Genomic DNA, 12,953 nt, shown 5'->3' on the forward strand with positions numbered 1-12,953 from the left:
GGAAGCGACCATGGAAAGCAAGCGTCTTGATAAAGCCGCCCTTGCTGCGGGGATTGCAGCAGACTATATCAACGCCCACGGTAAAACCCAGGCTATTCCGGCGCAGACCCGGCAGCGTTTGCTGGAGGCCATGAACCATACCCCACGCCCGGCAACGGAGGCCGGGCCTGTACCCCAGGTGAAGGTCCTGGTTCAGGCGAAAAAACTCGCGCTGGCGGTGGCAGGCCACGGGGAATACCGCTGGATGCTGACCACCGAACAGGGCGACCAGTACCGCGGGCAGGTTAGCGCAGGCAGTATGCTGACTTTGCCCGCCGGGATTGCCACGGGCTACCACACGCTGACGCTGGTGCGTGACGAGGCGCGCTGGAACTGCTGGCTGATTGTGGCACCGGCGCGCTGTTATGAGCCGCAGGCACTGCGTGAGGGCCACAAACTGTGGGGCGCCTGTGTGCAGCTGTATACCCTGCGCTCTGCCCGTAACTGGGGGGTAGGGGATTTTGGCGATCTGCGCCAGATGGTGACAGAAATGGCGGCCCGGGGCGGGGCATTTATTGGACTGAACCCGATCCATGCGCTCTACCCGGCCACCCCGGAAAGCGCCAGCCCGTACAGCCCCTCATCCCGGCGCTGGATGAATATTATTTATATTGATGTGGAGGCCGTTGAGGATTTCTCTCTCAGCACCCGGGCACAGCAGTGGTGGGAAAGCCCGGAAACCCGCCAGCAGTTACAGGCGGCCCGGAACGCCCACTGGGTGGACTACAGCGCGGTCACCGCGCTGAAGCTGACGGCCCTCTCCATGGCCTGGCAGCAGTTTTTAACCAGGGGCGGTGACGATGCCCTGATGGCGGAATTTCGCGGGTTTATCGCCCGGGAGGGAGAGAGCCTGTTTTACCAGGCGGCCTTTGATGCGCTCCACGCCTGGCAGATGCAGCAGGACACCACCCGCTGGGGCTGGCCGGTATGGCCCCGGGAATACCAGGATGCAGACAGCCCGGCAGTGGCGGCGTTTTGTGTGCAGCACCGGGAGCAGGTGGAATTTTACATGTGGCTACAGTGGATTGCCTGGCGGCAGTTTTCCGCCTGCTGGGAGAGCTGCCAGCGGCACGGTATGCCGGTGGGGCTCTACCGGGACCTGGCGGTCGGCGTGGCGCAGGGGGGGGCGGAAACCTGGCGAGACAAAGAGCTGTACTGCCTGAAGGCGTCTGTCGGGGCACCACCGGATATCCTCGGCCCCCTGGGCCAGAACTGGGGATTGCCGCCAATGGATCCGCATATTATGGCCCAGCGCGGCTACGAGCCATTTGTTGAGCTGCTGCGCGCTAATATGACCCACTGCGGCGCCCTGCGCATTGACCATGTTATGTCGCTGCTGCGCCTGTGGTGGATCCCCTACGGGGAAACGGCGGATAAAGGCGCCTATGTCCACTACCCGGTAGATGACCTGCTGGCGATCCTCGCCCTTGAGAGCCAGCGCCACCAGTGCATGGTGATCGGCGAAGATCTGGGAACCGTGCCACAGGAGATAGTCGCCAAACTGCGCGATTTTGGGATCTACTCCTACAAGGTGCTGTGGTTTGAGCAGGATGGCAAAGGGCACTTCCGGGCACCGGAGGATTTCACCGCCCAGGCGATGGCGGTGGCCTCAACTCATGATATGCCGACGGTGCGGGGCTACTGGGAGTGCGGTGACCTGGCGCTCGGGCAGTCTCTCGGGCTCTACCCGGATGCGGACGTGCTGGCGGGGTTGTACCAGGATCGCGCCCGGGCGAAGCAGTCGCTGCTGGACAGCCTGCATCAGTATCAGTGTGTGCCGCAAAAAACCGGGCGTCTGGCCGCGCGCATGAAGATGACGCCAGCCCTGAACCGGGGGCTACAGCGCTATATTGCCGACAGCAACAGTGCGCTACTGGGGCTACAGCCGGAAGACTGGCTGGATATGTCGCAACCGGTCAATGTGCCCGGCACCAGCGATCAGTACCCGAACTGGCGGCGCAAACTGACCCACAGCCTGGAGGCGATGTTTGACAGCCCGCAGGTGAACCGGCTGCTAAAAGATCTTGATAAGCACCGGCGGCAGAAGCCACTGAGGGTGGCAAAACCCGCCCGCCGGGCGAAAGCGTCCTGATAATCAAAACGCCCGCAGTGCGGGCGTTTGTTTTTACAGGCCCGGGGATCAGTAGTAGGAGTGCTCGCCGCGCTGGTGCTCGGTCAAATCTTTCACCCCTTTGAGTTCCGGGAACGCTGCCAGCAGCTGTTTCTCGATCCCTTCTTTCAGGGTGTAATCCACCATTGAGCAGCCGTTACAGCCGCCGCCGAACTGCAGAATGGCGAAGCCGTCTTCGGTTATCTCCATCAGGGAGACGCGCCCGCCGTGGCCGGCCAGCTGCGGGTTAACTTCAGCCTGCAGCATATATTCAACGCGCTCGATAAGCGGCGCATCGTCCGCCACTTTACGCATTTTGGCGTTAGGGGCTTTCAGGGTCAGCTGGGAGCCGAGCTGATCGGTCACAAAGTCGATTTCAGCGTCTTCCAGAAACGGGGCGCTGAGCTCATCCACATAGGCAGTCAGCAGGTCGAATTTCAGGGCGGTGTCAGTGGCTTCTACCGCATCAGGCGGGCAATAAGAAACACCACACTCCGCATTCGGGGTACCAGGATTAATGACAAATACGCGGATTTGCGTCCCTTCTTCCTGATTTGCCAGCAGTTTGGCAAAGTGTGCCTGGGCGGCATCGGAAATACGGATCATAGCTTTGGCCTAATAGTTGACTATTTCAGTTGGTTATAATACGCCCATCAGCCGGGCTCTACAAGGTGCGGCACAGGCACCAGATTTGAACCGTGGCGGCACCGTGGCGCATTAACAGTCGGGTGATTTCCGCCACTGTGCTGCCGGTAGTGACCACATCATCCACTATAGCGATATGGCGATGCTGCACCGGGATTTCAAGACTGAATGCCCGGCGCAGATTACGCCTGCGCAGGGGGGCGCTCAGCCGGTGCTGAACCCGGGTGGATTTCACCCGCCGCAGCCCGCCGGGCACATAGGAACACCCGGTCCAGCGGGCCAGATACCGGGCCAGCAGATCGCTCTGGTTATAGCCCCGCCGCCAGGCCCGGTGGTGGTGCAACGGCACCGCCAGGATAAGGTCTACCCGGGGTAAATGGCGGCTGCGGCGCTCCGCCAGAATGCGCAGCAGCATCAGCCTTGCCAGGGCCGGGGCCAGCGCGGTTACCCGGTTAAATTTGAACTGCTGCACGGCGCGGCGCAAGGGCGGGCGGTAGTCGTCCACCATTACCAGGCGCTGCCAGGGGGGCGGGCGCAGCAGGCAGCGCCCGCAGGGCAGTGCCCCGCTTATGGCGGGTAAACCACAGCACGGGCAGCAGGGCGGGGGAGCCAGGGCGCGCTGGCAGTAGCTGCAGATGCCCCAGTGGCTCTGGTGCAGGGGCATTGCGCATAGCCAACACAGGCCGGGGATTGTTAGCATAAGGGCCTCTGTGGTGATCAGGAAAACAGGACTGTAGCGAATGAAAGATATCTGGTGGCAGACGACCGGCTCGGGAAATTGTCATCTTGTGCTGTTGCACGGATGGGGGCTGAATGGGCAAGTCTGGCATTGCATTGAGGAGCAACTCAGCGCGCATTTTACGCTGCACCTGGTGGATCTGCCGGGCTATGGCCGCAGCCAGGGATACGGGGCGCTGAGCCTTGAGGAGATGGCCGGGCTGGTGGCGCAGCGGGCGCCGGAGCAGGCTATCTGGCTGGGCTGGAGCCTGGGAGGGCTGGTGGCAAGCCAGGTGGCGTTAAGCCAGCCCCGGCGGGTACAGGCGCTGGTGAGTGTGGCCTCCTCCCCGTGTTTTACCGCGCGCGATGGGTGGCCGGGCATTAAGCCTGAGGTGCTGGCCGGGTTTCAGCGCCAGCTGAGTGAGGATTTTCAGCGTACCGTGGAGCGCTTTCTGGCGCTGCAGACTCTGGGCACAGAGAGCGCCCGCCAGGACGCCCGGCGGCTGAAAGAGGTGGTGCTGTCTTTGCCGATGCCAGAGGTCGACACCCTGAACGGCGGGCTGGAGATCCTGCGGACTGCGGATTTGCGCGAGCCCATGTCCCGCCTGACGATGCCGGTGTGGCGGCTCTATGGCCGGCTCGATGGTCTGGTGCCGCGCCGGGTGGCCGGGTTACTGGACGACGCCTGGCCTGACAGCCCCTCATGGATTTTTGATAAAGCCGCCCACGCGCCGTTTATTTCGCACCCGGCGCAGTTTTGCGAGCGGCTACTGGCCCTTAAAGACCTGCTGTGTACGCCGCAGGGCTAGTCAGCCTAAACGCGCGATACGGACAGCGGCTTCGTCAATATGGTGGCGTAATGCCTCAATACAGGGGGCAAAACTGGCGGAGAAGCGATCGCTACGGCGGATCTCTTCCAGGAAGATTTGCGCCAGAGCCAGCGCCTCGTGCCAGATATCTGCGTCGATATTCTCCGGCAGTGATGCCGGGCGCAGGGTGCTGGCCATATCGCCACTCGTTTTGGGGGCAAAGCCCATCGGCAGAATGTCATAGGCCGGTGCGAGTTCATACGGGCCCCCGTGGTGGTGGCTGATAAACGACAGGTTGCCGGTGTGCATGTCGGTGTTCCCGATGAGCCGCCCGAATGCCCAGAGTAGCGCGCTGCGCCAGGCGGCATCAGGCGTGACGCATTTTTCATCAACCAGCCGGGTGACCAGGGCAGGCCAGGACGCGCTGCCCCCGCCGACAAATTCAGCATCCAGCGCCCGCAGCGAAATAACGGCTTTGCGCCCCAGGGGGCCAACCCGGTCGAAGCGGGGGATCTCCAGGAACCGCTGGTGGTCAAAATCAAAGATCTGCGTTTCCACCCCCAGTGCCTTTAGCGCCAGGTGTTCGGCCAGCAGCAGGTCGCGCCAGCGTTCGCTGACCGGGTTATCAGACACTGCGGTAAATTTCACTAATACGTGGCCACGCGCGGTATAGGCGCAGAACTTCGGCTGCTCCCCGCCTGCGGATGAACCCGGTAACTCACCAGTACCGGCTGCCCGGGCCAGCCGGGGGAAGGCGGTTTCCCGTTCAGCGGGAACAGGCTCAGGCATTGCCACGAAGTTGTCTCTGGCCCGTTCACCGACCAGCAGATTACCGATGGCATCGTGGCCGTGTGCGAGCAAGGCTCTGATTACGCTGGTGTCATCCCACTTATCAGGATTTGTCGGCAGGCCCAGAGTGTCTGCATACGCAGAGGCATAGGCTCTCCCCAGGTAACCCTGTGGCCGCATATCAAACAGCCACCAGGGTATGGCATCGCTATGCTGGCTCACACCGTCTGTTGGCTGCATGACAAACCCGTCGGGATAAACCGGAATAAGATTGCCAGGGGGCTTAATTTTCCCGGTATCCGTAACCCGGTAAATGGGGGCGCATTTGAAGCCACGGGTACTGTCGCGCAGGGCATACTGAATAGCTCTGCCGCAGCCGATACGGATAATGTCATCGCCGCAAGCCGTTAACGCGCGGGAGACGGTGGGCTGGCTAATACCCAGTTTTTCAACCAGTTGCCTCACGGTTACCGGCCCCTGGCGGAGTAACCGGTGTAGCGTATCTGAGCGGGTAGACATTATCGGCAGCGCCTGATGAATAGAAAGATGAATAGGAAAATGAATAGCTACACTAGCATTCAGGCCGTGGCCTGTCATCTGCCCGGGGCGCGGATATAAAAAAGGTTCATCGCGGGTTAGCGTGATATTTCCCAAACGGTGATTTGTGAGAATAGCGATTCTCGCCCGCTTCAGGTTCGGACATATGAACGCCCGGTGAACGGGTTCCGCTCCCCGACGATGGGCACTCATATGTTGTGTACGGAACCTGGTCGCGTTCCAGGAGGGGGGGCCGGCCCCCTCCTGGAGACCTCGCCGGCCCGCGGTCAATCGCCGCTGCGCGGTTCGCTGCAACTCCGGCTTGCTCTGGCGGACCAGTCAGGATTATTCGCCTCATCCATGAGGCTCACCCCTCCGGGGCCAGCGCAAGCGCTGTTTAACATTGTTCCTGACAATGTTATGCGGCATCCATGCCTCAACCTTCCTTCTGGCTGCCATCCTGGCAGCCAGTCCTTGAGCTGCACCTGCGTTTTCGCCGATTGCCTTTATGCGGGGGTTTAACACCCTCGCGGTCGTTAACAAACGTTCAGCGGCATTTCAGCCGCTGAAACTGTGTTGTTTTACCGCAGGGGTTTTCCAGTCCCGCGTAAAAGAAACTGGCGGCGCGAAGCTGAAAAGACCAGGGGTGGCGGCCCGGATGGCCGCCACAGGGAGGGCTGAGACAGGATGTCGAATCCCGACCGGACCGCAGGATTGAGGCGCAGCAGAGCGTATCGCGCAGCGACAGTTTCCCCGCGGGCCGGGGGTATCCCTAAAGGGGAATCGGTATTCCCCTTTAGGACGCGACCAGGTTCGGTTGCCACAAAGAAATACCGGGGGGCGGGGAGCGGAACCCGTGCACACCACTGACATGGACAAAATCACTGGCACCGCAGCCCATCCCGGCACCATAAGGCCAGTGTGAATCGCCGGATTCCACTAAACCACCCTTTGGGAAAAGGCTTCAGCCGCCACGCTTAAATGCGATGGGCCATAAAAAAGCCCCGGCGGGTGCCGGGGCTTTCAGGGTTATTGCCGGGTTAACACAGGGTCCACCATACCGGCTGGCACTTTTTACCGTCCGGGCACTCTTTGCAGCTGCCGTGCAGGCAGCCGGAGAGATCGTCGGTCACGGTGGTTGCTTTGCCCATGGCCGCCAGCCTGTCCAGCATGGCGTCGACCATCGGGCGCGGGGTGTTCAGCAGCTGGCTTATCTGGCCTGCCTCCAGCCGCCCGCGCAATGCCAGCAAATCCCGGACTTCAATCAGCGTAGCCATGTATCCCCCGCCTTAGTGGCAATCGCCGGAGCTGTTCTGGCAGCAGGAGGAGACCGGCTTACCCTGTGTCAACAGGTTCACATCCACCAGGCTGCGGGAGCGGCGCAACAGGCCAATCACCACCACATTAAACAGAATCACCGCCAGAATGCACACCAGACTGTACTGCGGGTGGGCGCTGAAGCTGGCTATCTGGTAGTTAAGGGTGGCCAGCGAGTAGCCGATATCCATCCCCCAGAAGACCGCAAACATTACCCAGCCACGGCTGGCTTCCCGGGCGATGGCCCCCATGACCGCGATGCACGGCGTATACAGCAGCACGAAGATCAGATAGCTGTAGGCGGCCGCATCGCTGCCGAATTTGGCGTTCATCACGCCCATGGTGCCGGTGCCCATGTCGCCGTCACCTTTGCTGGCTTCAATCGGGTTGGCCAGTACGCTCAGGCTGAAGGTGTCCACCAGGCTGGTCCAGGTCTCCTGTAGCGCGTCGCTCAGCTCGCCGGTCAGGCTGAAGCTGGCCGGATCAAACGCTTCTTCGTGGATATTTTCCGCCGTATAGAGGGTGTTCAGGGTCCCGACAACCACCTCTTTTGCCATGGCGCCGGTAAACAGCCCGATGGTCGCCTGCCAGTTATCTTCATGAACACCGATCGGCGCCAGGAGCGGGGTCAGCACTTTACTGACCGAGGCCAGGGCCGAATCATTGATGTTGTCTACCGCCTTACCGCTAAAGGAGAAGCTGTTCAGCGCGCCGATAAACACACTGACAATCACAATCACCTTACCGGCACGCAGTACAAAGCCTTTCAGGCGCTGCCAGGTCTGGAGCAGCAGCCCTTTAAGGTGCGGCACGTGGTAGACGGGCAGCTCCATCACAAAGGGGCTCGCCTCGCCGCGCAGAATGGTGAATTTCAGCATCAGCCCCGTGAGGATAGCCATCACAATGCCGAGGATATACAGCGAGAACACCACCAGCGCACCGCTCTGGCCGAAGAACGCGGCGGCAAAGACCGCAAAGATAGCCAGCCGCGCGCCGCAGGACATAAACGGCGCCATCATAATGGTCATCAGCCGTTCCCGGGGGGCGTCCAGGGTGCGGGCACCCATAACGGACGGCACATTACAGCCAAACCCGACAATCAGCGGCACGAACGATTTCCCCGGCAGGCCAAGGGACTGCATCAGACGGTCCATTACGAACGCGGCCCGGGCCATATAGCCGGAGTCTTCCAGGAACGAGAGGAACAGGAACATCATCCCAATCTGCGGCACCAGCGGCAGCACGGTATTAATACCGCCCCCGATCCCCTGGGCGAGGAAGATAGTCAGCCATTGAGGGAAGTGCAGGGTCGCCCCCAGCCACTGGATGCCGTGAATAAAGATAGCCACAGAGCCACCGTCAAAGATGGGCTGTAGCGCGCCGCCGATGTTGATAGCCAGCAGGAACATCAGGTACATCACCAGCAGGAAGATAGGCAAACCCAGCACCCGGTTCAGGATAATTTTATCCATGGCGGCGGTGAGTTTATTGGGGCCGGAGGTGAGGGTGTTGCTCACCGCTTCGCAGATGGCGGAAATGCTCTGGTAACGGGCATCGGCAATGTGCAGTGCCGGGTCGTCAATCTCATCGGCCAGCCGCGCCCGGGCAACATCCAGCTTCTCCTGGGCTTCGCCTGCGTAGTTGCGGCTGTAGATATCCCCTTCGAGCATCTGAATCGCCAGCCAGTTGCGCTGGCGCGCCGGGATCTGCGCCGGCATTTCGCCCGCCAGCCAGGCCGCTTCGCGTTGCAGGGGTTTGGCGTAGTGCACCAGTTCGATGTTCTGGTTCTGGTGGCGGCGGTCAATGGCCAGCTTGAGGCTGTCGATACCGCGCCCGCGGGTAGAGATAATCGGAACCACCGGGCAGCCCAGCCGGGCGGCGAGGGCATCGGCATCAATCTGAATATGCTGCTTTTCGGCAATATCCAGCATGTTGAGGGCAACAATGCAGGGAATGCCCAGCTCTATCAGCTGCAGGGTCAGATACAGGTTACGCTCAAGGTTCGAGGCATCCACTACGTTAATCAGCAGGTCGGCATCACCGCTGAGAATGTAGTGGCAGGCAATCTGCTCATCAAGGGAGGTTTGTGAGGAGATAGTGGTGAGTGAGTAAGTGCCGGGCAGGTCTACCAGCGTGACTTTATGGTCGGTGGTAGAGAACTGGCCTTCTTTGCGCTCAACGGTCACCCCGGCCCAGTTTCCCACCCGCTGGCGGGAGCCCGTCAGCTGGTTGAACAGGGTGGTTTTTCCTGAGTTCGGGTTACCAATAAGACCAATAGTAAGATTTTTCATGGGTTAACGTGAACGGAAATAATGAATAGGGCGCATCGCGCCGGAAATATCAGGCGACGGATTCCACCTGTAATAATTCTAAGTCTTTTTTACGCAGCACCAGGTTTACGCGCCGGGTTTCGATGTGAATCGGGTCGCCTAACGGGGCAATACGAACCACCTGAAATAAAGCACCGGGTAACATACCAAGGGAGAGTAATTTCTGGCGGTATGCCGGGCTGATTTCGCGGGAGAAGCCAGTAATCTTCCACGCACTATTGGGTATAAATTGCATAGAACCTACTTAGTTTTTCTGACTGAGCTTCAGCAGTGCGGGGCTCAGGGTACGGTAAAAAAACAGCACACATGCGCGATATCGCGGTGATATGCGGCCCAGCTGCATCAGGGATGTGGTTGTGGCGTGCTAACAATGATAATGAGAATGGTTTTTATCAGCAATCATAAAGCTAAAGTATTTGTGATTTTATTGACACAGCGCAACCGGCAGGGCGTTTTTTGCACTGCATATAACACAAAAAGCGAAGCGGGAAATAATGCAGGCGTATTTGCTCTGTTACGAATAGCGTACTTATTAACATTTCTTCGTATATTGTTATCTCATTGTCTGGGCAATTAATTATTCGGGCCGGGAAATAACGCTGGGTTATAACGTTAACGGTTAATAAACAATAGCTGTCATTATTAAACAATCGGGCGGGGCGGAATAACCCGGCCAGTGATGGCCGGGTGGGGGAGTATCAGCGTTTTTTGCCAAATGCAGCGGCCAGCGCGTCGCTCATGGCGCTGTTACCGGCCGGGGCGTTATCCCGCGTGCGGGGTTTGGCGCCCCGGGTGGCCGGGCGGTTGCCGCGGCCCTGCTCCTGGGGGGTATTGCCGCTGCGGCGCGGGCTGCCCTCGCCGGGTTGCTCATCCAGGCGCATGGTCAGGGCAATGCGTTTGCGGTTGAGATCCACATCCAGCACTTTGACCTGCACAATGTCACCGGCTTTCACGACCTTGTGCGGATCGTCGACAAACTTGTCAGACAGCGACGAGATATGCACCAGCCCGTCCTGGTGGACACCGATATCCACAAACGCACCGAAGTTGGTCACGTTGGTGACCGCCCCTTCCAGCACCATGCCCGGGGTCAGGTCGTTCATGGTTTCGACCCCGTCGGCAAATCTGGCGGTTTTAAATTCCGGGCGCGGGTCACGGCCGGGCTTTTCCAGCTCTTTGATAATGTCTGTCACCGTGGGTAGCCCGAAGCGCTCGTCGGTGTAGTCGGCAGCTTTCAGGCCGCGCAGGGCACTAGTGTCGCCCATCAGCACTTGCAGGCTCTGCCGGGTGGCGGCAAGGATACGCTCTACCAGCGGGTAGGCTTCCGGGTGTACGGTGGAGGCATCCAGCGGGTTATCCCCGTGGTTAATACGCAAAAAGCCCGCACACTGTTCGAAGGCTTTTGGCCCCAGACGGCTGACTTTCAGCAACTGCTGGCGGTTGCGGAACTGGCCGTTTTCGTCGCGCCAGGCCACGATATTCTGGGCCATCATTCTGGTCAGCCCGGCGACCCGGGTTAACAGCGCCACAGAGGCGGTATTCAGATCCACCCCCACGGCGTTTACGCAGTCTTCCACTACCGCATCGAGTTTTTTCGCCAGCAGGGTCTGGCTGACATCATGCTGGTACTGACCAACCCCGATAGACTTCGGATCGATTTTCACAAGCTCTGCCAGCGGATCCTGAAGACGGCGGGCAATGGAGACAGCACCGCGCAGCGAAACGTCAAGATCCGGGAATTCCAGCGCCGCCAGCTCCGAGGCCGAATAGACCGAGGCACCCGCCTCGCTGACAATCACCTTCTGGGCGGTCACTTTCGGGAACTGTTTCTGAACATCAAGGAAGAAGCGCTCCGTCTCGCGGGAGGCGGTACCGTTACCGATAGCCACCAGCTCAACCTGATACTTTTCACACAGTGCCGCGACAACGACGGCGGCTTTGGCGGCCTGGCCCGTGTGCGGGTAAATGGTATCGGTCGCGACCAGTTTACCGGTGGCATCCACCACGGCCACTTTCACCCCGGTACGCAGGCCCGGATCAAGGCCCATTGTGGGGCGCAGCCCTGCGGGGGCCGCCATCAGCAGGTCGTGAAGGTTACGGGCAAAAACGTTGATGGCTTCATCTTCCGCCCGCTCGCGCACGCTGCCCATCAGTTCGGTTTCAAGGTGCATCATCACTTTGATGCGCCAGGTCCAGCTGACCACCGCGCGCCGCCAGCTGTCTGCCGGGGCGTTATTCAGGCGCAGGCCCAGATGGTCGATAATAATCTGCTCGCAGTAGCTCTCTTTGGGGGGCTCATCAAATTGCGGATCCGCATTCAGCGACAGCTGCAAAATACCCTCGTTGCGGCCGCGGAACATGGCCAGCGCCCGGTGAGACGGCACGGCGGCAATAGGCTCATGATGATCAAAGTAGTCGCTGAATTTCGCCCCTTCCTGGGCTTTGCCTTCGGCCACCCGGGAAACGATATGGGCATTTTTCCACAGGTAGTCGCGCACTTTGCCCAGCAGCACCGCGTCTTCGGCGAAGCGCTCCATCAGGATATAGCGGGCACCGTCGAGGGCGGCTTTAACGTCTGCGATGCCTTTATCGGCATCAACATAGCTTGCGGCGGTGGTTTCCGGATCATGGTCCGGCTCGTTCCACAGCAGATCCGCCAGCGGCTCAAGCCCGGCCTCAATGGCAATCTGCCCACGGGTGCGGCGCTTTGGCTTATAGGGCAGGTAGAGGTCTTCGAGCTCGGTTTTGCTCAGGGTGCCGTTGATGGCGCTGGCCAGCGCCTCGGTGAGCTTACCCTGTTCGGTGATGGACTTGAGGATCGCCTGGCGGCGGTCTTCCAGCTCGCGCAGGTAGCTCAGCCGGGTTTCCAGCTGGCGCAGCTGGGTATCGTCCAGCCCACCAGTGACTTCTTTACGGTAGCGCGCAATAAAGGGCACGGTGTTGCCCTCGTCCAGCAGGCGAACGGCGGCTTCTACCTGCTCGTTCCGGGCCTGGAGTTCAGCGGCAATAATGCGGCACAGAGAATCATTCATCATGGTGTTGTCATCTGTTGATTGCGGAAATAACCGGAGGATACGGACTGGCAGCCAAAATTGCCAGCAACCGGGCCCCTCCTTCCGGGATTCAGACGGTTCCGGGCCGGGGGTATTCAATACTGTTCACATACCATACGGCTTCCCCTGCCGGGGTCTGCACGCAGGCCAGATCGCCCACCTCTTTTTTGAGCAGGGCCCGGGCCATCGGGGAGTCGATGGAGATATAATCGTTGCGGCCGAAAATTTCGTCATACCCGACAATACGAAAGCGTTTGAGCTCTCCGTCGTCGTTTTCTATCTCCACCCAGGCGCCGAAGAAGACCTTGCCTTCCTGCTGCGGGGAGTAGTCGACGATTTTCAGCTGTTCAAGGCATTTGGTCAGATAGCGCACCCGGCGGTCGATTTCCCGCAGCCGTTTTTTATTGTACTGGTAATCGGCATTTTCGCTGCGGTCGCCAAGGCTTGCCGCCCAGGTCACTTTTTTGGTGACCTCCGGCCGCTCCTGGCGCCACAGGTAGTCCATTTCCTGTTTAAGTTTTTCATAACCTTCGCGGGTGATAAGCGGTGTTTTCATTGATCAGTAACTCCGGTTTTCCTGCTCTGCGGCTGCGCGGCTCTCCTGGCG

The 12,953-nt window shown here is 59.9% G+C and carries 10 protein-coding genes; 2 read left to right on the forward strand and 8 right to left on the reverse strand.

The annotated features are described in order from the left end of the window. The first annotated feature begins 10 nt into the window (after positions 1-10). Positions 11-2,131 (forward strand): 4-alpha-glucanotransferase, encoded by a 2,121-nt coding sequence (malQ, locus tag EBL_RS01030; RefSeq protein WP_002440537.1) that lies wholly within the window; start codon positions 11-13, stop codon positions 2,129-2,131. A gap of 48 nt (positions 2,132-2,179) precedes the next feature. Here the strand turns inward: malQ and nfuA are convergent, their stop codons facing one another. Both nfuA and gntX read right to left on the reverse strand, forming a co-directional pair. After that, the gene (gene nfuA / locus EBL_RS01035; protein WP_002440536.1) at positions 2,180-2,755 is read right to left on the reverse strand and encodes a Fe-S biogenesis protein NfuA; all 576 of its coding nucleotides are present in this window, start codon (positions 2,753-2,755) and stop codon (positions 2,180-2,182) included. 58 nt (positions 2,756-2,813) lie between these two features. Next, positions 2,814-3,494 carry a DNA utilization protein GntX gene (gene gntX, locus EBL_RS01040; RefSeq protein ID WP_002440534.1) on the reverse strand — a complete coding sequence of 227 codons (681 nt, stop codon included), beginning with the start codon at positions 3,492-3,494 and terminating at the stop codon, positions 2,814-2,816. Positions 3,495-3,534: 40 nt separating this feature from the next. Between gntX and bioH the strand changes: the two genes are divergently transcribed. Further along, entirely contained in the window at positions 3,535-4,320 is a 786-nt protein-coding gene (gene bioH / locus EBL_RS01045; protein WP_002440533.1) for a pimeloyl-ACP methyl ester esterase BioH, read from the forward strand. Here the strand turns inward: bioH and yjjJ are convergent, their stop codons facing one another. The 6 genes from yjjJ to greB form a co-directional block, all read right to left on the reverse strand. Then, complete coding sequence (yjjJ, locus tag EBL_RS01050) at positions 4,321-5,628, reverse strand: type II toxin-antitoxin system HipA family toxin YjjJ (RefSeq protein ID WP_002440531.1); 1,308 nt, start codon at positions 5,626-5,628, stop codon at positions 4,321-4,323. Positions 5,629-6,686: 1,058 nt separating this feature from the next. Continuing rightward, a complete protein-coding gene (gene feoC, locus EBL_RS01055; protein ID WP_002444765.1) occupies positions 6,687-6,923 on the reverse strand; it encodes a [Fe-S]-dependent transcriptional repressor FeoC in 237 nt (78 codons plus the stop codon). A 12-nt stretch (positions 6,924-6,935) separates the two neighbouring features. Beyond that, on the reverse strand, positions 6,936-9,254 hold the full coding sequence (feoB, locus tag EBL_RS01060) for a Fe(2+) transporter permease subunit FeoB (protein ID WP_002444766.1): 2,319 nt from the start codon (positions 9,252-9,254) through the stop codon (positions 6,936-6,938). 49 nt (positions 9,255-9,303) lie between these two features. Further along, entirely contained in the window at positions 9,304-9,528 is a 225-nt protein-coding gene (gene feoA / locus EBL_RS01065; protein WP_002444768.1) for a ferrous iron transporter A, read from the reverse strand. A gap of 463 nt (positions 9,529-9,991) precedes the next feature. Further along, positions 9,992-12,328 carry a Tex family protein gene (locus EBL_RS01070; RefSeq protein ID WP_002444770.1) on the reverse strand — a complete coding sequence of 779 codons (2,337 nt, stop codon included), beginning with the start codon at positions 12,326-12,328 and terminating at the stop codon, positions 9,992-9,994. Between the two features lie 88 nt (positions 12,329-12,416). Next, positions 12,417-12,902, reverse strand: coding sequence for a transcription elongation factor GreB (gene greB, locus EBL_RS01075; RefSeq protein WP_002444772.1), 486 nt, complete (start codon positions 12,900-12,902; stop codon positions 12,417-12,419). Positions 12,903-12,953: the final 51 nt, after the last annotated feature.

The sequence above is a fragment of the Shimwellia blattae DSM 4481 = NBRC 105725 genome, from assembly GCF_000262305.1.
In the GTDB taxonomy this organism is placed as follows: Bacteria; Pseudomonadota; Gammaproteobacteria; order Enterobacterales; family Enterobacteriaceae; genus Shimwellia; species Shimwellia blattae.